The sequence below is a fragment of the Sphingomonas sp. GC_Shp_6 genome, from assembly GCF_026540835.1.
Lineage (GTDB): Bacteria > Pseudomonadota > Alphaproteobacteria > Sphingomonadales > Sphingomonadaceae > Sphingomonas.
Map to the genome: position 1 here is coordinate 66,771 of NZ_JALNUO010000002.1, position 24,131 is coordinate 90,901.

Annotated in this window: 21 protein-coding genes; 12 read left to right on the plus strand and 9 right to left on the minus strand. The window is 69.1% G+C overall.

What is annotated here, in order from left to right; genetic code table 11:
• Positions 1-8: 8 nt before the first annotated feature.
• Positions 9-1,454, minus strand: coding sequence for a hopanoid biosynthesis associated radical SAM protein HpnJ (hpnJ, locus tag OXQ95_RS03030; protein WP_242096189.1), 1,446 nt, complete (start codon positions 1,452-1,454; stop codon positions 9-11).
• A gap of 3 nt (positions 1,455-1,457) precedes the next feature.
• Entirely contained in the window at positions 1,458-2,600 is a 1,143-nt protein-coding gene (hpnI, locus tag OXQ95_RS03035) for a bacteriohopanetetrol glucosamine biosynthesis glycosyltransferase HpnI (RefSeq protein ID WP_267379493.1), read from the minus strand.
• Between the two features lie 160 nt (positions 2,601-2,760).
• Here hpnI and OXQ95_RS03040 point away from each other — a divergent pair, with 160 nt between their 5' ends.
• Entirely contained in the window at positions 2,761-3,894 is a 1,134-nt protein-coding gene (locus OXQ95_RS03040) for an AI-2E family transporter (RefSeq protein WP_242096187.1), read from the plus strand.
• A gap of 196 nt (positions 3,895-4,090) precedes the next feature.
• Here the strand turns inward: OXQ95_RS03040 and OXQ95_RS03045 are convergent, their stop codons facing one another.
• From OXQ95_RS03045 to OXQ95_RS03060, 4 genes are all read right to left on the minus strand, one after another.
• Complete coding sequence (locus OXQ95_RS03045; protein ID WP_267379496.1) at positions 4,091-6,478, minus strand: TonB-dependent receptor; 2,388 nt, start codon at positions 6,476-6,478, stop codon at positions 4,091-4,093.
• A 115-nt stretch (positions 6,479-6,593) separates the two neighbouring features.
• A complete protein-coding gene (locus tag OXQ95_RS03050) occupies positions 6,594-7,208 on the minus strand; it encodes a hypothetical protein (protein WP_267379498.1) in 615 nt (204 codons plus the stop codon).
• Positions 7,209-7,261: 53 nt separating this feature from the next.
• Entirely contained in the window at positions 7,262-9,424 is a 2,163-nt protein-coding gene (locus tag OXQ95_RS03055; RefSeq protein WP_267379501.1) for an alkaline phosphatase family protein, read from the minus strand.
• A gap of 95 nt (positions 9,425-9,519) precedes the next feature.
• On the minus strand, positions 9,520-10,509 hold the full coding sequence (locus OXQ95_RS03060; RefSeq protein ID WP_267380067.1) for a bile acid:sodium symporter family protein: 990 nt from the start codon (positions 10,507-10,509) through the stop codon (positions 9,520-9,522).
• Between the two features lie 160 nt (positions 10,510-10,669).
• Between OXQ95_RS03060 and OXQ95_RS03065 the strand changes: the two genes are divergently transcribed.
• The 11 genes from OXQ95_RS03065 to OXQ95_RS03115 all read left to right on the plus strand — a co-directional run bounded on the left by OXQ95_RS03065 (position 10,670) and on the right by OXQ95_RS03115 (position 20,702).
• Positions 10,670-11,368 carry an endonuclease/exonuclease/phosphatase family protein gene (locus tag OXQ95_RS03065; protein ID WP_267379504.1) on the plus strand — a complete coding sequence of 233 codons (699 nt, stop codon included), beginning with the start codon at positions 10,670-10,672 and terminating at the stop codon, positions 11,366-11,368.
• Positions 11,368-13,647 carry a patatin-like protein gene (locus tag OXQ95_RS03070; RefSeq protein ID WP_267379507.1) on the plus strand — a complete coding sequence of 760 codons (2,280 nt, stop codon included), beginning with the start codon at positions 11,368-11,370 and terminating at the stop codon, positions 13,645-13,647. Before OXQ95_RS03065 ends, OXQ95_RS03070 begins: the two co-directional genes overlap by 1 nt.
• Positions 13,648-13,725: 78 nt before the next feature.
• On the plus strand, positions 13,726-14,067 hold the full coding sequence (locus OXQ95_RS03075; RefSeq protein WP_267379510.1) for a hypothetical protein: 342 nt from the start codon (positions 13,726-13,728) through the stop codon (positions 14,065-14,067).
• Position 14,068: 1 nt separating this feature from the next.
• The gene (gene pyrF / locus OXQ95_RS03080; RefSeq protein WP_267379513.1) at positions 14,069-14,743 is read left to right on the plus strand and encodes an orotidine-5'-phosphate decarboxylase; all 675 of its coding nucleotides are present in this window, start codon (positions 14,069-14,071) and stop codon (positions 14,741-14,743) included.
• 35 nt (positions 14,744-14,778) lie between these two features.
• A complete protein-coding gene (locus tag OXQ95_RS03085; RefSeq protein WP_267379515.1) occupies positions 14,779-15,294 on the plus strand; it encodes a GNAT family N-acetyltransferase in 516 nt (171 codons plus the stop codon).
• On the plus strand, positions 15,291-15,926 hold the full coding sequence (locus OXQ95_RS03090; RefSeq protein ID WP_267379518.1) for a phosphoribosylanthranilate isomerase: 636 nt from the start codon (positions 15,291-15,293) through the stop codon (positions 15,924-15,926). The genes OXQ95_RS03085 and OXQ95_RS03090 overlap by 4 nt, the downstream gene beginning before the upstream one ends.
• Positions 15,927-15,985: 59 nt before the next feature.
• On the plus strand, positions 15,986-17,215 hold the full coding sequence (trpB, locus tag OXQ95_RS03095) for a tryptophan synthase subunit beta (protein WP_242096177.1): 1,230 nt from the start codon (positions 15,986-15,988) through the stop codon (positions 17,213-17,215).
• A complete protein-coding gene (trpA, locus tag OXQ95_RS03100; RefSeq protein ID WP_267379522.1) occupies positions 17,212-18,015 on the plus strand; it encodes a tryptophan synthase subunit alpha in 804 nt (267 codons plus the stop codon). The genes trpB and trpA overlap by 4 nt, the downstream gene beginning before the upstream one ends.
• Positions 18,012-18,863: an acetyl-CoA carboxylase, carboxyltransferase subunit beta gene (accD, locus tag OXQ95_RS03105; protein ID WP_242096175.1), complete on the plus strand. Its 852-nt coding sequence runs from the start codon at positions 18,012-18,014 to the stop codon at positions 18,861-18,863. Before trpA ends, accD begins: the two co-directional genes overlap by 4 nt.
• A gap of 38 nt (positions 18,864-18,901) precedes the next feature.
• Positions 18,902-20,215, plus strand: a complete 1,314-nt coding sequence (locus tag OXQ95_RS03110) for a bifunctional folylpolyglutamate synthase/dihydrofolate synthase (protein WP_267379525.1) — start codon at positions 18,902-18,904, stop codon at positions 20,213-20,215.
• A gap of 58 nt (positions 20,216-20,273) precedes the next feature.
• Positions 20,274-20,702 (plus strand): DUF6628 family protein, encoded by a 429-nt coding sequence (locus OXQ95_RS03115; protein WP_242096173.1) that lies wholly within the window; start codon positions 20,274-20,276, stop codon positions 20,700-20,702.
• Between the two features lie 48 nt (positions 20,703-20,750).
• On the opposite strand, the gene OXQ95_RS03120 is transcribed toward OXQ95_RS03115, so the two are convergent.
• The 3 genes from OXQ95_RS03120 to OXQ95_RS03130 are packed head-to-tail and all read right to left on the minus strand — an operon-like array spanning position 20,751 to position 24,047.
• Complete coding sequence (locus OXQ95_RS03120) at positions 20,751-22,469, minus strand: MFS transporter (protein ID WP_267379528.1); 1,719 nt, start codon at positions 22,467-22,469, stop codon at positions 20,751-20,753.
• Positions 22,470-22,473: 4 nt separating this feature from the next.
• Positions 22,474-23,217 (minus strand): hypothetical protein, encoded by a 744-nt coding sequence (locus OXQ95_RS03125; RefSeq protein ID WP_267379531.1) that lies wholly within the window; start codon positions 23,215-23,217, stop codon positions 22,474-22,476.
• Between the two features lie 11 nt (positions 23,218-23,228).
• Positions 23,229-24,047 (minus strand): hypothetical protein, encoded by an 819-nt coding sequence (locus tag OXQ95_RS03130; RefSeq protein ID WP_267379534.1) that lies wholly within the window; start codon positions 24,045-24,047, stop codon positions 23,229-23,231.
• Positions 24,048-24,131 lie beyond the last annotated feature (84 nt).

Consider the following 24,131-nt stretch of genomic DNA (forward strand, 5'->3'; position numbering starts at 1 on the left):
ACGCCGGATCACGCCGCCTCTTTGCGCCGCCGCAGGAAGTCGAAGAATTCGACGCCTTCGCGCAGGCGGCGCTTCATCATGTTCCAGTCGCGCAGCATCTCCGACACGATCGACCAGATCTTGGACGGGCGGAAATAGAAGCGTTTGTAGAATTCCTCGACCTTGTCGAAGATCACCGTGGAGGGCAGGTGCGGATAGCTGAGCTGCGCGATCTGGTTGCCGTCGTCGGTCAGCAGCTCGTTGCTGGTGTCGAACCAGCCATTGTCGCTCGCCTGCTTGTGCAGGAACGTGCCCGGATAGGGCGCCGCCAGCGACACCTGGATCGTGTGAGGATCGATCTCCTTGGCGTACTGGATCGTTTCCTCGATCGTCTCCTCGGTTTCGCCCGGCAGGCCGAGGATGAAGGTGCCGTGGATGACGATGCCGAGCGCGTGGCAATCCTTGGTGAACTGGCGCGCGACGTCGGTGCGCAGGCCCTTCTTGATGTTGTGCAGGATCTGCTGGTTGCCGCTCTCATACCCGACGAGCAGCAGGCGCAGGCCGTTTTCCTTCAGGACCTTCAGCGTGGCGTAGGGCACGTTGGCCTTGGCGTTGCAGCTCCACGCCATCTTGAACCCCGGCTTGCCGAAGCCGAGCTTGCCCAGTTCCACCGCCAGTTCGGCGACGCGCGGCAGATTGTCCGTCAGCGTATCGTCGTCGAAGAAGATCTCCTTCACCTCGGGGAAGTTCGCGATGACGTATTTCACCTCCTCGATGACATGCGGGATCGATCGGGTGCGGTAGTTGTGGCCGCCGACGGTCTGCGGCCACAGGCAGAAGGTGCAGCGGCTCTTGCAGCCGCGCCCGGTGTAGAAGCTGATATAGGGGTGCAGCAGATAGCCCCCGAAATACTTCTCGATCGTCAGGTCGCGCTTGTAGATCGGCGAGACGAAGGGCAGCGAATCCATGTCCTCGATCACCTTGCGATCGCGGTTGTGAATGATCGCGCCGTCGCGGTCGCGCCAGGTGATGCCGTCGATCTCGGCGAGCGGCATGCCCTTGGCGACGTCGAGCACGGTGAAGTCGAATTCGTTGCGCGCGACGAAGTCGATCGCGGGCGACGCATCCATCGCCTCCTGCGGCTGCACCGCGACCTTCGCGCCGATCAGGCCGATCAGGATGCGCGGGTTGCGCTGCTTGATGAGCTCGGCGGTGTGCACGTCCTGCCGGAACGACGGCGTGGAGGTGTGGAGGATGACGAGGTCGCGGTCGTCCACCTCGTGCTTGATATCGTCCCAGGACTGGTCGTGCGCGGGCGCGTCGATCAGCTTGGAGCCCTCGACCAGCGCGGCGGGCTGCGCCAGCCAAGTCGGATACCAGAAGGATTTGACCTCGCGCTTCATCTGGTAGCGCGCACCCGCGCCGCCGTCATAACCGTCGAACGAGGGCGCCTGGAGGAACAGCGAACGCATCATAACTCAGGACTCCGTGGCCGCGATCCGGCCGTCTTCCGTTTCAAGCCTGCGCCCGCGCCAATCGACCGAACGCACGAAGAAGCCAGCGACGAACAGGGCGAACGCCAGCAGATCGCGCAGCGGGATCAACGCCAACGACGTCCCGCGCATACAAGTGATCCGCCGCAACCGCCAGCCCATCGCGGCACGCGCGACGAGCGAAAATGCGATCGGGCCCCAGCCAAGTGCCGGAAATCCCATCAGCGCCGTGCCGATCAGCGCGAGCGGCAGCGGATGGAGCACGATGCTGCCGGCGAAGCCCGCCGGGTCGATCCCCGCCACCGTCGCGTTCCAGCGCAGTTCGTGGCGGACGAGGGCGGCGAAATCGGGCTCGGCGCAGCCATGAGTGACCAGCATGTCGGGCACCACGACGCGCAGCCCCAGTCCCCGCACCGCAGCCCCGATCGCGTGATCGTCCGCCAGCCGATCGGCAAAGGCGGCGAAACCGCCGATCCGCGCCAGCGTCTCGCGGCGGATGGCGATCGTCGACCCCATGCAGGGATGCGCCATGCCCGTGCCGAGACCGATCAGCACCGAGGGCAGGAAATGGAGATCGAGCCCCATCGCACCGATCCGCGACCAGAAGCCGGCATCGCCGCGCCCGCGATAGAGGCACGTCACCGCGCCGATTCCGGGCCGGTCGAGCGCCTCGACCACGCGGTCGAGATAATCGGGCGCCACCGCGATGTCGCTGTCGCTCAGCACCAGCACGTCGTGCCGTGCGGCCGGCAGCATCGCGGTCAGGTTCGCGATCTTGGGATTGGCGCCGCGCGCCGTGCCGCCCACCACGATCGTCATGGCGTCGATCGGCCGCACGCCCTCCAGCCCGGCCGCGACGGCATGGGCGGGATCGTCGGAGCGGTGGACGCCGCACAGCATCTGCACCGCCGGCCCCGCCCCTGCTGATGCGAAGAAGCTCGCGAGATTGGCCGCCAGCCGCGGCTCGGCGCCGTGCAGCGGCTTCAGCAGCGTGACCGGAACGTCACGCCGGCGCGGCGGGGCGCCGCGTCCGAGCCGCCCCGCGAGCCACGCCGCCCAGACGAGCAGCAGCGACCCCACCAGCGACGCGCTCACCAGCAGCAGGCCGAGGATGGAGAGGGCGAGCATCACGCGCAGCCCGCTTCGCCGCGACGGTCGGGCCGATGCCTGGTGCGGCGATTCACGCGATTCCCATTCCACTCATGGCGGCCAATGCCTCGCGCCGTGACGGCGCAGCGCCAACCCACTCTATCGGCTCGGGCTTCTTTTGTAGTATGAATTTCACGACATGACCTCCGAACCCCATAGCCACTCCCCCGCCGGCACGCATATCCGCGATCGGCGCGATATCATGACCGCACCGCAGCGCCGCGCCGGGCTGGTCGCGGCCGGCGTGCTGTTCATCGGCGGCGTGCTGACGCTGCGCGATTTCCTGCCCGCGCTCGTCTGGGCGGCGGTGTTCGCGATCGCGGTGTGGCCGCTGTTCCAGCGGCTCGCGCGGCGCTGGCCGCGGCACCGCCGCGTGCTGTTGCCGGCGCTGTTCGTGCTGGGGGTGCTGCTGGGCTTCGTCGTGCCCGTGGTGTTGGTCGCGGTGCCGCTGATCGCCGATGCGCATGCCGCCGCGCGGTGGCTGGCGCAGGTGCAGCAGACCGGGGTGGGCACCCCCGCTTTCCTCGCGCATCTGCCGTTCGGCGAAACGCTGGTAGCGATGTGGCAGCAGCAGGTCGGCCAGCCCGGCCAGCTGTCGCTGCTGGCGGGGCATGCCGCGCAGGGCAGCATGTTGCGGATCGCGCGTGTCGTCGGCGCGCAGGCGATTCACCGGTCGATGCTGCTGGTGTTCATGCTGCTCACGCTCTTCTTCCTGCTGCGCGATGCCGAGGAGATCATGGCGCAGTTGCGGATCGGCGCCACCCGCGCGTTCGGGCCGGCCGGCGAGAATGTCGGGCGGCAGGTGATCCGCTCGGTGCATGGCACGGTCGACGGGCTGGTGCTGGTGGGCCTGGGCGAAGGGCTGCTGATCGGGATCGCCTATTGGGTGGCGGGGGTGCCGCAGGCGGCGCTGTTCGGGCTGGTGACCGCGCTGCTCGCGATGGTGCCCTTCGGCGCACCGCTGTGCGTCTATATCGCGGGCGCGGTGCTGCTGGCGCAAGGCAACGTCATCGCCGCGATCGGCGTGGTGGTCGCCGGGCTGGTGGTGATCTTCGTGGCGGACCACAGCGTGCGCCCGATCCTGATCGGCGGCGCCACCCGCCTGCCCTTCGTCTGGGTGCTGCTCGGCGTGCTGGGCGGCGTCGAGACCTGGGGGCTCGTCGGGCTGTTCGTCGGCCCCGCGATCATGGCCGCGCTCATCCTACTGTGGCGCGAATGGATCGGCGCGCAGGCGGGGCCGATCAATCCGTGGCAACCCCAGCCGCTCCCCTGAGGCGCATCCACCATGCCGGCCGTTGCGGCGGCGTGGTGGAGCCGGGGCTTGGAGCGGGGTGACGTTAGTTAGATCCAGCCTCCAAATCCGTTCGTGCTGAGCTTGTCGAAGCACCTTTTCCGCAAGCGAGCATTCGCGTGCGCACAGGCCCTTCGACAGGCTCAGGGCGAACGGAGCGAGGTGACGTCATCCCGCCTTAGAACCCCTTCTTCAGCGAGATGAAGAACTGGCGCGGCGCACCGGCCAGCAGCGTCTGGTTGTCGCCGCTGGCGGTGAAGCCGTTCGAACCGATCGTCGAGATATATTTCTTGTCGGTCAGGTTCGTCACGCTGCCCTCGATGGCGACGCCGTGGAGCGCACCCGCGCCCTGGAAGCGATAGCCGATGCTCGCATCGACCAGCACGCGCGGGGCGACCGATTCGTCGTTCAGATAGGTGAAGTAACGCTTGCTCATATAGTCGGCGCCGACACGGCCGGTGAAGCCGTCCTGGTCGAACACCAGCTCGCCCTTGACCATGTGTTCGGGCGTATCGACCACCATCTTGCCATTGGTCGCGACGAGCAGCACGCCCTGCGCATTGCGCACGTCGTTCGCATAGGTCGAATGGTTGTAGGAATAGCTGGCGAACAGCGAGATGGGCGTGACGATCCGGTAATTGGCCGAAAGTTCCGCGCCATAGGTGTGGACGCTGCCGACATTGTTGAGCGTGGCCGGATTGCCGATGATGCCCGCGCCGTTGGCGAAGGCGAGCAGCCGGTTCGAAAAATCAACATAATAGCCGACCGCCGACGCCTGGAACGGTCCTTCGCGGAAGCGCAGGCCGCCTTCGGCCGTCTTCGATCGTTCGGGCTTCAGCTGGCCGCGGATCGCGTCGAAGCCGGCCTGCGTGGTCGAGAACGGCCCGGTCGTCGCCGACGAGGTGAACGCGCGCATGTTCTCGGTATAGTTGGCGAACAGTTCGGCGGCGGGGGTCAGCTTGAACAGGATGCCGGCCTGCGGCTGGAACAGGTCGCGCGCGGTGATCCGCCCGGTGGCGAGCGGCGACGTGGTGTCGCCCAGCATGATCGCGCGGTTGACGACGCGCACGCCTTTCCACCCGCCGTTCAGCACCAGCCGCTCGTCCATCAGCCGCAGCGTATCCTCGACATGATATTGCAGCGTGTCGGTGCCGTATTTGCCGTCCCACTGGGTGCGATAGGGATTCTGCTGGAATTCCAGCGTGTCCCGGTTGGGCGTGGTCGTGTCGGTCATCCCGTAGAAGCGGCGCGCCTGGGTGAAGACGTTGTTTTCGTACCAGCCGCCGACTTCGAAGCGGTTGGGCCCGGTTTCGTACACCAGCGTGCTGATCCCGCCGAACCGCTTGATCCGGTATTCGGTGGTGCGAAAACCGAGCGGGCTGGCGGCGGTGATGACCGACCCGTCCTGGTTGAACGCGCCAGCGGGTGTCGGCGAATAAGGCGTGATCCACGATCCCTGGCCGCGGTTGTTGTGATAATAGGTGGTGGTCTTCAGCGTCAGTTCGGGCGTGAGATGCGCATCGAAGGTGACACCGCCCAGATAGTCGCGGCGCAGGCCGCCGGCGTCGTAATAGGCGTCGTCCACGGTGCCGAAGCCGGCCGGGAAGGTCGTGCCGTAACCGGGCCAGGGCTGTGCCGCCTTCGATGCCGCGGCGACCTGGTTCTGGAAGACCTTGGCGATCTGCAGCGCGAGCGGATAGTTGTTCGCGATATTGTCGTCGCGCAGGCCGCGGCGGGCGATGATGTCGTAGCTCAGATCCTGATAGTCCTGCTCGCGCCGGTCCGAGAAGTTCAGGAACGCCGAGATGCTGCCGAGGCTGCCCAGATCCTGGACCAGCTTGGCATTGGCTTGGTGCTGGCGCTGGCTGCCATAGCCCTTCCACTTGTCGGTCGTCAGATAGGCATAGCTGAGATAGCCCTTCAGCCCGCCGCCCAGATCGCCGCTGTCGAGCCGGGCATAGGCGCGGTAGGTGTTGTCCGATCCATAGGTGCCGCTGCCGGTGATCGCGGCGGTGTCGTGCGGCATCGCGCTGAAGAATTCGATCGTGCCGCCCAGATTGCTGGTCGACGCGGTGCCCAGCGCACCGGCGCCCTGCGCCACTTCGGTGCGCGCAACGTTTTCGGAGATGATCGCGCGGCTGATGTGCAGGCCGTTGACGTTGCCATAGCTCATGTCGCCGAGCGGAACGCCGTCGAGCGTGAAGCCGAGCTGATTCTGGTTGAACCCGCGGAGCGAAATGCGCACCGCCCATTCGTAGGCGCCGAACGGGTCGGCCGCCTGGAAATTGACGCCGGGCAGCTTCTCGATCGCCTTCAGCGGGCTCGAACCCGGCGTCAGCCGGGCGAGGTCGGCGGCGGTGACGCTCTGCACCTGGCGGCTCTGGCCGAAGCCGAGGACCACGATGTCCTTCGTCGAATCGGCGTCGTCCGTCGCCGCGGCGGCGGCCGCGGCGGTGGCGTCCGCGGTGGCCGTCGGCGCTGCCGGCTCGACCTGCGCATGGGCCGCCAGCGGGATCGAGAGCGTGGCGAGAGCGACGCCAGCCATGAGGCGATGGACGATGGTCATGATGTTCCCCTTCGCGCCGCTGCGGCGTCGGCGGACCCATGACCAGGGATCGTTACGCTGCCGTGTCGGTTTCATGACCGAACGAATGACGGTGCCGGTGTTCGATCCGGATCGTTCAATCCGGATCGATGTCGTGGTTGGCATCGTTGCGGATGAAGCCGCGATCATCGATCGCGAAGGTGGAGGGCGCGATGGCGGCGCGCGACATCGCGGTGACGCGCCAGACCGGCCGGCCGTCCTTCGTGGCGATCAGCAGCGGGATGCGCGCGACCGGATCCCAGCAGATATGATCGACGCGCGGCCCCTGGGCGAGATCGTACCAGCGGCAGCCGGCCACCGGCTTGGGCAGACCCGCCGGCGACGTGCCGGGCGTCAGGCGATAGGCGCCCTTGGGATGGCGCAGCCCGTGCGTCAGATCGAACCAGTCGGTGAAATTGCCGACACGGTAGAGGTTGGCGCGACCGATCCGCGTGCTGATCCGCCGCTTCATGTCGAGCAGGGTCAGGTCATAGGCGGCGTCGCCCGGCCGGTGCGTGGCGACGCTGACGAGCGCGTCGTCGGTGACGCGCTTCACCCGCCGGTCCCCGTCGCGCCACACCGTCATGCGGTGGACGCGACCGTCGCCCATGAACATCACGTCGTAGCGCAGCGCCGCCGGTTCGCCCGCCGCCGAGAAGATCCGATCGAACGACGCGGCCGGGGCGACCGCCGCGAGAGGCGCGGCGGCCATGATCACCAAGGCCGCCCCCGCCGATCGAAGCGCAATCCCGGCTATTGTCACCCTCACTGGCGCGTCGCCTTGGCATAATCGAAGTAGCGATAGGTCTTGCCGTCGATCGTCAGGTCCTTGACCTGAAGCGTGATCGCATAGGTGCCGCGGGTGAACAACGCGTCGCGCGTGTTGCCCGTCGGATCGGTCGGCACCTCGAACGACAGGCCGGTGGCGCTGCCGGCGGACGGCGTCACCGCGGAGGCCGCGACGCTCGCCGTGCTCGCGCTCTGCGGATAGACCAGCGCCTCGTTGATGATGCGCCCGTCCGCCTGCGGCATCGACAGACCGAGCAGCCACGCGACGGTGGGCGCCACGTCGACATTGCCGGTGGGCGTGGTCAGCGTCGTCGCCTTGCGGAACGAGGGGCCCGAGGCGATGAGCGTGTTGTGCACGTCCGTGGTGCCAAAGCTGCCGTGCATGCCGCGCTGGCCGCCGGTGCTTTCGAACTCGATCCCGGTCTTGCCCTGGATCGACACCGTGTCGTCCCAGGCGAAGGAAACGACGACATCGGGCTGGCCATTGTCGCGCCGGGTCGCGTTTTCGAGGTTCACCTGCGACATGGCGAGCGTTCCGGGGATCGATCCGTACCGGCTGTCGACGAAGATCGCGCCATATTCCTCGCGCTGCTGGAGGAAGCGGACGAGGTTGCGGATCGTCGTCAGGTCGTGGCTCGGCACGTAGAAATAATCGGAGCCGCCATTGGCCGCGACCACGATGCCGTTGGTGGGCAGGCTGCCCGGTGCGGGCACCTTGAAGCTGGCGACCGGGGCCGCGAGCGTCGCGCTCACCGCCTGATATTTGGTGTTGGCCGCGCCGCACAGCGCGCCGCTGACGTCCGCGCGCACCGGCACCGTCGGCGTGCCCGTCGTGCCGAGGCCGTACATCGCGCTCGTGGAGCAGCCGCTGCCGTCATAGGCCTTGAAGCCGCGATAGGTCAGCAGATCGGCGGAGCGGACGTCGCCCGAGAAGGAATAGCCCGTCGAACTCGCGCCGCCCAGCGTCGCCGCGCTGGTGCCGCTGGTCGCGCCGTTGACCGGCGTGCCGTTGGGCGCGGTGCCCGAGGCGGCGATCGCGCGCAGCGGATAGAGGCTGAGCGGCCCCGAGACGCTGGAATGCGCGTGATCCGAGACGACCACGACGTTGGTGGTCGTATCCAGCCCCTGCGCCTTCAGCGCCGCCATCAGCTCGCCCAGCCGCGCATCCTGCGATCGCAGGCCCGCCCGCGCGTTCGCCGATCCGGGGCCATAGCCATGCTCGACATTGTCGGGCGTGCGGAACCAGATGAGCGAGAGCATCGGGTTCTTCTTGGGCAGGATGTAGGAGGTGAACACCGACAGCATATATTTGTTGGCGGCATCCTCCGGCGCGCCCTGCGTCGTGTCGCTCGAGTCGCGCGCGGCGACCGTTAGCTGCCCGTTGGGATCATAGGCCGTGGTGTTGAACGTGACATAGCCCGCACGCGCCGTGGGATTGCCGTTGTTGGCAGCGAGCGTGACCGCGTTGGTGCCCGAATAGCCGTTCACCGTGTTGGCGGGCAGCGCGGTGCCGTTCGCCTGAAGCTCGGTGACGAGGCTGCGCGGCTGCACCGTGTTCTCGTCGAGGAAATAGCCGCCCTTGCCCAGATCCTGGATATAGGCCGCGCCGCTCTTGCCGACCGTCGCGGTGACGACGCCGGCCGCCTGCGCGGTGGCGAACAGGCTCTTCACCAGCAGCAATTGGCCGCCGTAATAATTGTTGAGCGTGGTGAGGACCTGATAATCCTCGGTGAAGACGGGATCCTGGTAATCCTGCGCGGTGCCCGCCGCCGAATTGCCGGCGGGAATGGTGTTGCCGATGCCCTGCGGCGGCGTCCAGAAGGTGTTGCCGTAGAAGCCGGAGGTCTTGGGGAAGGATCCGGTCGCGAAGGACGATCCGTTCATCATCGTGAAGGTGGGATAGGTCGAGTGGTTGTCGGTGAAGTTCACCCCGCCCTGCTGGAGTGCCAGCAGGTTCGGCGTGTCGGTCGCGCTCACGTCGTCGGGGCGCAGGCCGTCCCACACCATCACGATCGTGCGCACCGGGCCGGGCGTCGGCGTCGGCGAAGGTGCCGGCGCGACCTGCGCATAATCGCCCCCGCAACCGGAAAGCAGCGCACCCAGCGCCAACAGAATGATTGAACCCAAACGATTCTTCATGATCGCCCCCCCACCGACCGCCGCAGCATGCGCCACGGCAGAATGGAAAGTTCGCTAGCCCCGGCATATGACGGGCGCGTGACTCATGCCGGCGATCACGCCGCGGCGGACTCCGGTTCCGCGCGCGCCGCATAGCGCCGGGCGAGCACCGCGCACACGAAGAGCTGCGCCTGGTGGAAGATCATCAGCGGCAGGACGATCAGCCCGGTGGCGCGGCCGGGAAAGAGGATGGCGGCCATCGGGATGCCGCTCGCCATGCTCTTCTTCGAGCCACAGAAGACGATGGTGATCCGGTCCTCGATCGAAAAGCCGAGCCGCCGGCTCGCGATCATGGTTCCCGCGATCACGATGGCGAGGATGGCGAGATCGAGCAGCAGGATCGCGCCGATGCTCGCGATCGACAGCGCGCTCCACAGCCCTGCGACCACGCCGGCGCTGAACGCGGCGTACACGACGACCAGCACCGATCCGCGATCGACCACTGCGGTAAGCTTGGGATGTGCGAGCAGCCATCGCCCCGCGAGCGGACGGATCGCCTGGCCGACGACGAAGGGCAGCAGGATCTGCGACGCGATATCCTCCAGCGCCAGGAGCGACAGGCCGCCGCTCGCGCCCGCGAGCAGCCGGGCGACGAGCAGCGGGGTGAGCACCACCCCCAGCAGGTTCGACAGCGACGCGCTGCACAAGGCCGCCGGCACGTTGCCGCGCGCGATGGACGTGAAGGCGATCGACGACTGCACCGTGGAGGGTAGCAGACAGAGATAGAGCAACCCCGTCACCACGTCGTGCGGCAGCCAGGGCCGGACGAGCGCGGTGACGCCCAGCCCGACGAGCGGAAAGGCGATGAAGGTGCTGGCAAACACCAATGATTGCAGCCGCCAATGCGCGAGCCCCGCCCCGATCGCCCGCGGCGACAGCCGAGCGCCATACAGCAGGAACAGCAACGCCACCGCCAGCATCGTGCCCCGGTCCACGATCGGCACCGCGGCACCGCGGGCCGGCAGGATCGAGGCCAGCGCAACGGTGGCGATCAGCAGCAGCAGGAAGCGATCGGTCCTGGCGAGAAGGGCGCGAAGGGAAATCATGGGCAAGGACCTGCTCTGTTGCACGGAGGCGGACGCGTTCGAGCGCGACAACGCGAGACATCGCCACTCGACCCCGCGCGGCTCCCACGGCATGGAAACGCAGGGTCCTGCAACCGGCATCCGGCCTGCGGCGTTGGCGGATCCGAGAACGAGGGGGTCGATGCTGAAGGTCGCCAGCTACAATATCCACAAGGGCATCGGCCTGGACCGGCGCCGCAACCCCGAACGCGTGATCGAGGTGCTGCGCGAGATCGACGCGGACGTGGTGGCGCTGCAGGAGGCGGACCGGCGCTTCGGCGCGAAGGCCGGCGTGCTGCCGCTCGCGCTGCTGGCCGAGCATAGCGATTGGAAGGCGGTCGATTTCGGGATGCGCGGGCTCAGCATGGGCTGGCACGGCAACGTCATCCTGGTGCGCAAATCGGCCGAGATCCTGGCCGCCGAGACGATCCACCTGCCCGCGCTCGAGCCGCGCGGCGCGGTCGTCGCCGACGTGCGCACCGCGGGCGGCGTGGTGCGGGTCGTCGGCATGCATCTCGATCTGTCGGGGCTATGGCGGCGGCGCCAGGCGGCGGCGATCATCACCCATGTCGCGGCCAGCACGCGCGCCTATCCGACGGTGCTGATGGGCGATCTGAACGAATGGACCGCGGCGGCGGGGTGCCTGCGCGATTTCGCGCGCGACTATGCCTGCGCGGAGACCGGCCCCAGCTTCCATGCGCGCCGGCCGGTGGGGCGGCTCGACCGGATCATGGTCTCGCGCGATCTCGCTGTCATCGGCTGCGGCGTGCACGCCAGCGCGCAGGCGCGCAAGACGTCGGATCATCTGCCGATCTGGGCCATGGTGGAGCCCCGCGCCTGATGCGCGAGAAGGAGCTGCGGCTGGCGCTCGTCTGCTATGGCGGGATCAGCCTGGCGGTCTACATGCACGGTATCACCAAGGAGATCTGGCACCTCGCCCGCGCGTCTCGCGCGTTCCACGACGGCGTGGCCGCAGAGGGTGCCACCGCCGCCGTCTATCATGCGCTGCTGGCCGAAATGGCCGAACAGGGCGGCACCAAGGTGCGCGTGCTGGCCGATATCGTCGCGGGCGCGAGCGCGGGCGGGATCAACGGCATCTTTCTCGCGCAAGCGATCGCCACCGGGCAGAGCCTCGATCCGCTCACCGATCTGTGGCTCACCTCCGCCGATGTCGAGGCGCTGATCGGCCCCGAGGCGCGCCCGGCCTCGCGTTTTTCTAAGCTGTGGGCGCTGCCGATCGCGTGGATGGCGGCCGGGCGCAGCGCCGATACGGTGGAGGCGCTCGACGCCCCGACGCGCGACGAGGTGCGCGCGAAGCTGTCGCACTTCATCCGCTCGCGCTGGTTCGAACCGCCCTTCGGCGGCGAGACGTTCGTCGGCCTGCTGCTCGATGCCTTCGCGACGATGGCGAAGGGCGCGCGCGGCCCCCGCCTGCTGCCGCCCGGCCAGCCGCTCGACCTGTTCGTGACGGTTACCGATTTCACCGGCCATCCCGAACGCCTGCGCATCAACTCGCCGCCCGAGGTGGTGGAGACCGAACACCGGCTGGTCGTCGGGTTCAGCGATCATGGCGAACCCGCCGAAACGCTGGCGGCCATTCCTGAACTCGCCTTCGCCGCACGCGCCACGTCGAGCTTTCCCGGCGCCTTTCCGCCGTTCCGCGTCGGCGAGCTCGATTCGGTGTTGAAGCGCCGCCGGATCGGCTGGCCCGGCCGGGGCAGCTTCCTCAAGCGCGTCCTGCCGCGGCAATTCTCCGCCGGGCAAGTGGAGCAGGTGGTGCTGATCGACGGATCGGTGCTCGCCAACGCGCCGTTCCGCCCCGCGATCGAGGCGTTGCGCGAGCGCCCGGCGCGCCGGCAGATCGACCGGCGCTTCATCTATATCGATCCCTCGCCGGGGCTGAAGATCCGGCTGGGGCGCGGCGGGGAGACGCCGGGATTCTTCCAGACGATCCTGGCGGCGATCAGCGAATTGCCGCGTCAGCAGCCGATCCGCGACAATCTCGACGCCATCGCCGAACGCTCGCGCCGGATCGACCGGATGCGCGGCATCGTCGATGCGATCCGCCCGGAAGTGGAGGCGGAGATCGACTCGCTGTTCGGGCGCACGCTGTTCCTCGATTCGCCCACGCCCAAGCGGCTGTTCGCCTGGCGCCGCCGCGCGCAGGAGGGCGCTGCGGCACGCGCGGGCTATAGCTATGCCGCCTATGGCCATTGGAAGGTGGCGGCCGTCGTGGAGAGCGTCGCCACGCTTCTCTATCATGCGGGCGGCGAGCCCGGCACCCAGCGCTGGCGCCGGATTCGCGCCGCGATCGAGGCGGCGGTGGCGGCACGAATGCCGGACGGCGCCGGCGACGCCGCGACGATCGATTTCCTGCGCACCTTCGATCTGGGCTTTCGCATCCGCCGCCTTCGCCTGCTGGCCCGGCGGCTGGCCGATATCGACGCCGACGCGGGCGACGACACGGGCGACGATGCGCTCGCCGCGATGCGCGCGGCGATCTACCATTCGCTGTCCGCCTATCTCGACCGGCAGCGCGCGGATGCGCATGCGCCGCTGCGCCGGCTGATCGCGGCGGTGCGCGGCGACGGCGAGCCGCTGCTCGATGCGCTGGCGACCTCGCTCGACCTCACGGGGCTCGATGCCGAAACGGACGTGCGGCTGGCCGAGGCGCTGGCAGGGCTCGCCAAGCCGCTGCGCCGGCCGCTGCTGATGAGCTATCTCGGCTTCCCCTATTTCGATGCCGCCACGCTGCCTTTGCTGCAGGGCGAAGGGCTCGACGAGTTCGACCCGATCAAGGTCGACCGGATCGCTCCCGACGATGCCGCATCGATCCGCGCAGGCGGCGCCGAGGCGACGCTGAAGGGCATCCAGTTCAACAGCTTCGGCGCGTTCTTCAGCCGCGCTTACCGCGAGAACGACTATCTCTGGGGGCGGCTCCACAGCGCGGAGCGGATGATCGACATCACCGTCTCCACCCTGGCCGCCCGCGCGCGGCTGCGCCCCGGCCGCGTCGCGGCCATCAAGCGCGCCGCCTTTCGCGCGATCCTCGACGAGGAAGAGCCGCGGCTCACGAGCATCGCCGCGCTGTTCGAAACGCTGCGGCGCGAGGTCGGCTGACGCTTCCGCCGCCCAGAGGCTGGCCAAAAGCGCACCGACGCGGTAGCCTTTGCGCTTTCATGGAGTGAGCCCCCGCCGATGCAGTTCCTGAAGATCCTCTTTTGGTGCCTGCTCACCTTCCTCGCGGCGATCTTCACCTATGGCAATTGGGACCGGGTGGAGATCCATCTGTGGGGCGGCATGGTGGCGGACGTGAACCTGCCGCTGCTGTTGCTCGTCGCCTTTCTGGTCGGCTGGCTGCCGATGCTGATGTACCATCATGCGGTGCGCTGGCGGTTGCGCCAGCGGCTCGCCACCTGCGAGCGGATGATCGCGGACGCGCGCGCGATCGCGGTGCCCGTGCCCGTGCCGGTCGCCGAACCCGTGATCGTCGCGGACCTGGGCGACCGGCCGGCGCCGGCGGCCGGGACGCTGCTCTGACATGCCGAGCCGCATCTATGTCGCGATCGACACGCCCGATCTCGCCCGCGCCAAGGCGCTGGTCACGCGCGTGCGCCATCATGTCGGCGGGCTGAAGCTCGGGCTCGAATTCTTCACGGCGCACGGCCCGGCCGGCGTTCGCGAGATGGCGGCGCTGGGGTTGCCGATCTTTCTCGATCTGAAGCTTCACGACATCCCGAACACCGTGGCCAAGGCGGTGCAGGCGCTGGCGCCGCTCGAACCCGCGATCCTCACCGTCCATGCCGCGGGCGGCCGCGCGATGCTGGAGGATGCGAAGGCCGCCGCCCCCCCCGCCACCAAAGTCGTCGCCGTCACGATGCTCACCAGCCTCGACGCGGCCGATCTCGCGGCGACGGGCGTGGGCGGATCGGCGCACGATCACGTCGTCCGCCTCGCCGAACTCGCGCGCGACAGCGGCGTGGACGGCATCGTCTGCTCGGGCGCGGAAGTTGCCGCGGCCAGGGCGGCGTGGCCGCACGGCTTCTTCGTGGTGCCCGGCGTCCGCCTCGCCGACGACGATGTCGGCGACCAGAAACGCGTCGTCACCCCCCGCGCCGCCGCCGATGCGGGCGCCTCGATCCTGGTGATCGGCCGCCCGATCACCGCCGCCGACGATCCCGACGCCGCCGCCCGCGCGATCGGCGCGACGCTGTAGTTGCCGGCCGCGCGCACCATGCTACGGCGCTACCAATGTCCGACCTCGCCATCCGCCCCGCGACCGACACCGATCTCGTCCCGCTCCAGGCGCTGATCCAGCGTGCCTATCGCGGCGAGACGTCACGCGGGGGCTGGACGCACGAGGCCGACCTCATTCCCGAGGGCGAACGGATCACCCTCGACGACCTCCGCACGATGCTGGCCGATCCAAAGGAGCGCCTGCTGGCGGGGTGGCTGGGCGACCGGCTGATCGGGCATGTCCGCATCGCGCACGCGGATCATGGCCTGGCCCATCTTGGGCTCCTGTGCGTCGATCCGCTGATCCAGGCGGGTGGGCATGGCAAGCGACTGATCGCCGCCGCCGAAGCGACCGCGCGCGAGACGTTCGAGGCCAGGCGGATGGAGATGACCGTCATCTCGATGCGCGGCGCGCTCATCGACTATTATGGCCGCCGCGGCTATGCCCCGACCGGCGAAGTCCGGCCATTTCCGATCGCCCTTGATCCGCCGCTGTTCCTCACCGTCCTCGAAAAGCCGCTGGCCGCATGACCGTCGCCGTCAAGATCTGTGGGCTGTCGACCCCCGCTACGCTGGACGCCGCGATCGGCGGCGGCGCGGCGCATGTGGGATTTGTCTTCTTCGGTCCCTCGCCCCGCAACCTGTCCTTCGATCGCGCCGCCCAACTGGCCGAAAGGGTGCCGGGCCATATCGACCGCGTCGGCGTGTTCGTCGATCCCGACGACGAATTGCTGACGCGCGCGATCGAGGCCGGGCGGCTGGCGACGGTGCAGCTGCACAAGACCCCGCCCGCCCGCGCCGCCGCGATCCGCGCGCGGTTCGATCGCGCGCTATGGGCGGCGGTCGCGGTGAAGACGCGCGCCGATCTGGACGCCGCGCGCGGCTTTATCGGCGCGGCGGACCGGATCCTCTACGACGCCAGGACGCCCGAGGGCGCGGCCCTGCCGGGCGGCATGGGCGTGCGGTTCGACTGGTCGCTGCTGGACGGCTTTGCCCACCCGCTTCCCTGGGCCTTGTCCGGCGGGCTCGATCCCGCAAACGTCCGCGAGGCGATCCGGCGCACGGGCGCGGAGACCGTCGACATATCCTCGGGCGTCGAGAGCGCGCCCGGCGTGAAGGACACAGCGAAGATCGCGGCGTTTCTGGCGGCCGTCGCGGCGTAGCGGCCGGGCGTTGCCCGCCAAGGGGTGACAGCGCTTTCCGAACTGCTAGACGATCCGGCATGAACGCCCCCAATTCCTTCCGCAACCAGCCCGACGAGCGCGGCCATTTCGGCGATTTCGGCGGCCGCTACGTCGCCGAGACGCTGATGCCGCTGGTGCTGGACCTCGACCGCGAATATCGCGCGGCCAAGGCCGATCCCGCCTTCCAGGCGCAGTTCGACGATCTGCTCGAACATTATGTCGGTCGCCCCAGCCCGCTTTATTATGCCGAGCGGCTGACCGCGGCGCTGCGCGAATCCGCGCCCGCGGGGATGGGCGCGCAAGTGTGGTTCAAGCGCGACGAACTGAACCATACCGGCGCGCACAAGATCAACAACTGCATCGGCCAGATCCTGCTGGCGATGCGGATGGGCAAGACGCGGATCATCGCCGAGACGGGCGCGGGCCAGCATGGCGTCGCCACCGCGACGGTCTGCGCGCGCTTCGGCCTGCCGTGCGTGATCTATATGGGCGCCAAGGACGTCGAGCGGCAGGCGCCCAACGTGTTCCGCATGAAGCTGCTCGGCGCCGAGGTCCGCCCCGTCACCAGCGGCGCGCACACGCTGAAGGACGCGATGAACGAGGGCATGCGCGACTGGGTCGCGAACGTCCACGACACTTTCTACATCATCGGCACGGCCGCCGGCCCGCATCCCTATCCCGAGCTGGTCCGCGATTTCCAGTCGGTGATCGGCAAGGAGGCGCGCGCGCAGATGCTGGCGCGGATCGATCGCCTGCCCGATCTGCTGGTGGCGGCGATCGGCGGCGGATCGAACGCGATCGGGCTGTTCCACCCGTTTCTCGACGATCCCGACGTCGCGATGCTGGGCGTCGAGGCGGCGGGCCACGGGCTCGACAAGGCGCATGCGGCGAGCCTGGCGGGCGGCGCCCCCGGCGTGCTCCACGGCAACAAGACCTATCTGCTGCAGGACGAGGACGGCCAGATCACCGAGGCGCATTCGATCTCGGCGGGGCTCGACTATCCCGGCATCGGCCCCGAGCATGCCTGGCTGCGCGACATCGGCCGCGTGCAGTATGACAGCGCCACCGATGTCGAGGCGCTCGACGCGTTCCAATTGCTGTGCCGCACCGAAGGCATCATCCCCGCGCTCGAGCCCTCGCACGCCATCGCCGCGGTCGCGCGCAAGGCGCGAGAGATGCGCGAGGACCAAATCATCCTCGCCAATCTGTGCGGGCGCGGCGACAAGGACATCTTCACCGTCGCCGAGGCGCTGGGGGTAGCGATATGACGGCCCGCCTAACCGCCGCCTTCGCCAAGCCGCATCCCGCGCTCGTCGCGTTCGTCACCGCGGGCGATCCGACCGCCGCCGCGACGCCCGCGATCCTCGACGCGCTGGTGGACGGCGGCGCCGACGTGATCGAACTCGGCATGCCCTTCACCGATCCGATGGCGGACGGCCCCGCGATCCAGGCGGCCAATATCCGCAGCCTCGGCGCGGGCACCACCACCGCCGGCATCCTGCGCATCGCCGGCGATTTCCGCGCGCGCCACCCCCAGGTGCCGCTGGTGCTGATGGGCTATGGCAACCCCATGCTCCGCCGCGGCGCCGACTGGTTCGCCGCCGCCGCACGCGACGCGGGCGTCGACGGCGTCATCTGCGTCGACGTGCCGCCCGAGGAGGACGATGCGCTCGGCCCCCAGCTGCGCGCCGCCGGGATCGATCCGATCCGACTCGCCACCCCCACCACCGACGCGGCCCGGCTGCCGACCGTGCTGGCCGGCGCGAGCGGCTTCGTCTATTATGTCTCGGTCGCAGGGATCACCGGCAAGCAGCAGGCGCAACAGGCCTCGATCGACGAAGCGGTGGCGCGGCTGAAGGCGGCGACCGACTTGCCGATCGCGGTGGGTTTCGGCATCCGCACCCCCGAACAGGCCGCCGCCGTGGCGCGCGTCGCGGACGGTGTGGTGGTCGGCTCGGCGATCGTCGAGCTCGTCGCGCAGCATGGTGCGGATGCGGCCGGGCCCGTCCGCGCCTATATCCGGACTTTGGCGGATGCCGTCGCCGCCGCCCGAAAGGTAACCGCATGAGCTGGCTCAACAGCGTCCGCAACGCCATCCCGTTCGTCGCCAAGAAGACGACGCCCGAGAATCTCTGGCACAAGTGCAAGGGCTGCGGGCAGATGGTGTTCACCAAGGAGCTGGAGGAGAATCTCTCCGTCTGCCCGCGCTGCGACCATCATGAGCGCATCGGCCCCAAGGTGCGGTTCGAACAGGTGTTCGACGCCGGCAGCATGGCCGAGCTGCCCACCCCCAAGGTGCCCGAGGATCCGCTCAAGTTCCGTGATTCGAAACGCTATGCCGATCGGATCAAGGCCGCCCGCACCGCCACCGGCGAGGGCGATGCGCTCATCAACGCGCGCGGCACGATCCTCGGCCGCCCGGCGGTGGTCGGCGTGCAGGATTTCGCCTTCATGGGCGGATCGATGGGCTTGGCGGTCGGTGAGGCGTTCGTGCGCGGCGTCGAAGCGGCGATCGCGGACGGCGCGCCCTATGTCATCTTCACCGCGGCGGGCGGCGCACGAATGCAGGAGGGTATCCTGTCGCTGATGCAGATGCCGCGCGCGACGGTGGCGATCCAGATGCTCCACGACGCCGGTCTGCCCTATATCGTCGTGCTGACCGACCCGACCACGGGCGGCGTAACCGCCAGCTATGCGATGCTGGGCGACGTGCAGATCGCCGAGCCCAACGCGCTGATCGGCTTCGCCGGCCAGCGCGTGATCGAAAGCACGATCCGCGAAAAGCTGCCCGAGGGGTTCCAGCGCGCGGAATATCTGCTCGATCACGGCATGCTCGACATGGTGGTCCATCGTCGCGACCTGCGCGAGACGCTGGCGCGGACGATCGGCTATCTGGGCACGAAGCAGGCGGCCTAGAGCGGCCGCTCCCCTCCATCTGCGAAGGAGGACGCACCATGCCCGATCACGCCATCTCCGCGCATCCCGCCGTGCAGGCGCAGCTCGACCGGCTCTGGGCGCTGTCGCCCGGCGCCGACGTGCTGGGGCTGGAGCGGATCACCAAACTGCTCGGGCGCCTGGGTGATCCGCAGCACGCGCTGCCCCCCGTCTTCCATGTCGCTGGCACCAACGGCAAGGGCTCGACCTGCGCCTTCCTGCGCGCCGCGCTGGAGGCGGCGGGCCATGCGGTCCATGTCTATTCCTCGCCGCATCTCGTCCGCTTCAACGAACGGATCCGCATCGCCGGGCGGCTGATCGAGGACGAACCGCTCGCCGCACTGCTGGGCGAGGTGCTCGACCGGGCGGACGGAATCGGCGCGAGTTTTTTCGAGGTGACGACCGCCGCGGCGTTCCTGGCGTTCGCGCGCACGCCCACCGCTGCCACGATCGTCGAGGTGGGGCTCGGCGGACGGCTCGATGCCACCAACGTCGTCACGCCGGCGGTGACGGGGATCGCGGCGCTGGGCATGGATCACGAGACGTTTCTGGGCGACACGCTCACCGCGATCGCGCGCGAGAAGGCGGGGATCGCCAAGCGCGGCGTGCCGCTGGTGACGATGGACTATGCGCGCCCGATCCGCACCGCGATCGCCGCCGTCGCCGAGTCGGCCGGCGCGCCGGTGCATGCACGCGGCACCGCCTGGACGACCGAGGCCGCGCGGACCACGCTGCGTTATGCCGATCGGGGTTTCTCGGTGGTGACGCCCCGGCCCCGGCTCGTGGGCGCCCATCAGTCGCGCAATCTCGGCCTCGCCCTCGCGATGCTGCGTCATCAGGGCGCGGTGAGCGTGCCCGAGGCGGCGATGCGCGCCGCGGCGGACTGGGCGCAATGGCCCGCGCGCATGCAAAGGCTGGCGTCGGGGCCGCTGGTCGATCGCCTGCCGCCGGGCAGCACCGCCTGGCTGGACGGCGCGCACAACCCGAGCGCCGCCGCGCCCGTGGCGCGCACGCTGCGCAGCGTGGCGCGCGGCCAGCCCGTGGCGCTGGTGATCGGCATGCTCGCCAACAAGGACGCGAGCGCGGTGCTGCGCCTGCTCGCTCCCGCCGCCTCGCGCGTGATCGCGGTGCCCGTGCCCGGCCATGCGCATCACCCACCCGAATCGCTCGCCGCCCTGGCGCGGTCGTTCGGCACCGACGCGGCCACGGCGCCCGATACCGAGGACGCGATGGCCGACATCGCGAAGGCGGCCGCGCCCGTCACCGTGCTGATCGCAGGCTCGCTCTACCTCGCCGGCGTGGTGCTCGCCGCAAATGACGAGCCGCCGACCTAGTTGCTATTGACTTGCAATAACGGTCAAGCGACCATGGGGCACCGAAGCGGAGTTCCCCATGTCCGATACGCATACCGCCACCGCCATCCTCCCCCACCTCCAGCCCGGCTGCCCCGATGCGCGGCTCGCCCTGTTCGCGATCCGAAGAATGGGCGCACACGGGCTTTGCGACGCGCGCGCCTCGCACGCGCTGTTCACCGCGTTCGGCGAGGGTTTTCGCCGGCCGCTGCTGCTGCTCCGCGCGCTGATGGCGGATGTCTCGGGCAGTGCGGCGGGGCGAATCGCGATCGCGCCGTGCTGCTGCGCGCGGATGACCGCGTCCGAACAGGCGCTGCTGACCGTCCTCGCGCGGGTCGAAACCGCCCCCGAAGCGGCGCGGCTGCTGATGGCGGATCTGCTCGGCATCCGCCAGGTCGACGGCGTGCTGGCGAGCGCGGCGGCGGTGGCGGCGGCCTTCGCCGACGAGGGACGGCCGATCATCGCCTAAGGCGGCAAGAAAGAGGGTTCCGTCACCGAAGACGGGATAGCGTCCGATCTAGGCCGCCTCGCCCGTATGCCCCGGCTCGCCGCGTGCGCCCATACGGGTCGAGCGCCACCATTCCAGCCCGACGAACAGCACCGCCACCAACCCCGCCGCCGCCACCCAGCGGAACACCGGCGCATAGCCATAGGCATCGAACATCTCGCCTGCCACGCCGCGCCCGAGCGACCCGATCAGGAAGGTGAGCGACGACAGCAACGCATATTGCACGGCGGCGAACCGCTTGCTCACGATCCCCGAGACATAGGCGACGAACGCCGCGCCCGAGATGCCCGTCGCGATGTTCTCCCCCGAGATCGCGAGCAACAGCCGAACCATCCGTTCGTCGCTACCCATGGCGCTCGACAGCACGTCGAGCCGTAGCAGGTGCGCCACGATGTCGAGATGCGTGCCGCCTTCGGCCAGATCGGCATAGACGAAATTGCCGAAGATCGGCAGCACCGCGCCCAGCATCACTGTTGGAAAACGGCCGATCCGCGCGAACAGATAGCCGCCGGTGGCGATGCCCAGGATCGTCATCACGATACCGAAGACCTTCGACGCGAACGCCACCTCGTCCTTCGTGTAGTGAAGATAATCGAGATAGAAGGGAAAGGCGAAGGACGACCAGAGATTGTAGCAGAGCGAATAGGTGAGGATCAGCCCGATCACGCCGAGCACGCCCCAGCCGAGACGCGCCACCAGATCGGCGAGCGGCGCGATCAGCGCCCCGTAGAGATGGTTGGCGAAGGTCCGCACGCCCGATCGCACCGGATCCGCCGCCTGCTGCACATAGCGCCCCCGCGCGCGCAACCGGTTGATCGTCGCCGCCACCGCGAGCGGCACGAGGATCGTCGCGATCACGATCCACGGGCCGGTATAGCGCATGAAATCCGCCGCCGAAGGCCGCACAGCGCCCGGCGGCAACTCCTCGAGCATCGCCACCATGAAGCGCGCGATCGCCGCGATCGCCCATACCCAACTCGCGCCCACGACCAGCAGCGCGACGGCGCGTGCCCGCGGGCTCAGCTCGCCCGGTTGCGCGAGCAGCGCGTGCAGCGCCCCGCTCGGCGGCCGGGCGGTGTCGGGCGCGAGTGACGCTGCCACGATCATCAGGCCGACGAAACCCGCCATCAGCAGATACACCGCCTCCCACGAGATCCGCGCGGCGAGGAACAGCGCGAACGCGCCCCCGACGATGCTCGCGATCCGGTAACCGAACTGATAGATGGCCGACAGCAATTCCACCGGCGTCGCTTCGTCCGCCACGTCGATCCGCCACGCGTCGACCGCGATGTCCTGCGTCGCCGAAGCGATCGCGGCCACCACGGCGAAGATCGCGAACTGGCCGAGATGCGTCGCCGGATCGGTCAGCGCGAGCGCGACGAACGCCGCCGCCATTACCGCCTGGCACAGGATGATCCAGCTCTTGCGCCGCCCGAACCGGCCGAGCACCGGCAGCTCCAGCCGGTCGACCAGCGGCGACCAGAGGAACTTGAACGCATAGGCCAGCCCGATCCACGACAGCACGCCGATCGTGGCGAGGTTCACCTTCGCCTCGCCGAGCCAGGCGTTCAGCGTGCCGATCAGCAGCGCGAACGGCAGCCCCGAGGAGAAGCCGAACGCCAGCATCGTCGCCGATTTGCGCGTGCGCAGCGCCACCGCCAGCAGCCGCCAGCCGCGCGGGCGCACCGTCACCCGATCCCCGTCCGTCACTCCGGTCTCCCGCGTCATGCCGTCATTCCCGCGCACGATGCTGCCGCGTCAGCCCGCGATAGGCAACGAGCGCGATCAGCGCGGTGGCCAGCCCCGAACCCATCGCCGCGATGGCGGCGCCGGCATCGACCAGCGCGATCAGCGCCGGGCTGCCCTGCCCGCCCTCGCGCAGGATCCGGTCCGCCTCGAGGAACGGCGTGCCGATCAGCCAGCCGCTGAGATAGGCGAAAGCGGAAAGACCTGTCAGCGCCAGCCCCGATCCGCGCGTCAGCGCCAGGCTGCGCCGGATCGCGGCCCAGGCACCGATCGGCGCCTCGGCCAGCAGGATGGGCCCCACCGGCAGCAGCCGCCCGAGCACATAGAGGCCCGGCAGCACCCAGAGCAACAGCCCCGCCCCTGCCGGCAGCGATCCCACGACGGTCGCGAGCGCGAAACGGGGAAAGATCCGCGCCGCGCGGCGCAGCGCCTGGCCGGCATCAGGCCGCGGCGTCTCCAGATAGAGCGCGAGGATCGTCGCGGTGCCGAGATAGCCGATCAGATAGGCCGCGACATACCAGCCGCCATAGGTGCCCGCCCAATCCGAAACCGACTGGATCCAGGCGAGCGTCTGCGCATCGCCCGCGCCGGACTCCGCGGTGGCGGCGGGGGGACCCGGCACCAGCAGCGCGAGCGCGAAGGCGGGCAGGAACAGGAAAGGCCCCGTGATCCGCAGCAACAGGTCCGCGTCGCGGCGGAACAGCGCCCAGGCATCGCGCAGGACGCGCATCGTTTCGATTTTCATTCGGTGAAGGCGGCGTCCCTGGCGGCGACATAGAGTTGTGAGGCGAAGACCGTGGCCACCACCGACAGGGCCGTGGTCACCGCCGCCCCCGCGACCCCGCCCAGAAACGCCGCGGTGACGCCGGCGCCGAGGATCAGGCGGAAGACGATGCCGACCACCGCCTGCGAGGCGATCATCCCGACGAGCAGCACGATGGCATAGAGGATCAGCAGCCCGATCAGCTTCCACGTCAGCCCGTGCGTCAGGCGGAAGGCGCGCGGGATCGAACGCAGCCCGAGCCGTTCGTTGACGATCACCGGGTTCAGCAGGAACAGCCGCGCCCCCAGTACGAGAAAGACGATCGCGAGCGCGAGGATATAGAGCGTGACGAAGAGCGCGGCACCGGGCGCGATCCGGGGCATCACGCCCGCCTGCATCAGCACCAGCGACGACGGCCCGAGCGCCGCGCCAAGCGCGACCATGCACGGCACGAGAAGCACTGCGAGCGCGATGCCGAGCAGCAGGACGATGCCGATCGCGGCGGGCAGGCGCCGCGCCGCGATCCGGGTCGCATCGTCGCGCGTGACGGCGGGATCGGACGACAGCGCCACGATCGCGAGTTGCCCCCAGATCGTCGCCAACGCCGCCACGATCGCGATCAGCGCGACGATCCCGGAATGGCTCGGCGTGACCGCGCCATAGGCGGTATAGGCGGTGAACGCGGTACGGACGACCGTGGGCAGGAAGATGGCGAGCGCGGCAATGCCCGCCAGCGTGCCGCCGCGTCCGCCGAGCACTTCGGTGGTACGGTCCCAGACCCGTCCGATGCTCACCATGCGATTGCCCCCGTTTTCGCCGCGACCTCGCTTGGCATGCTAGTCGAAGCGGCGTGCCAAAGCGAGCCCTGCGCTTGCCCCCAC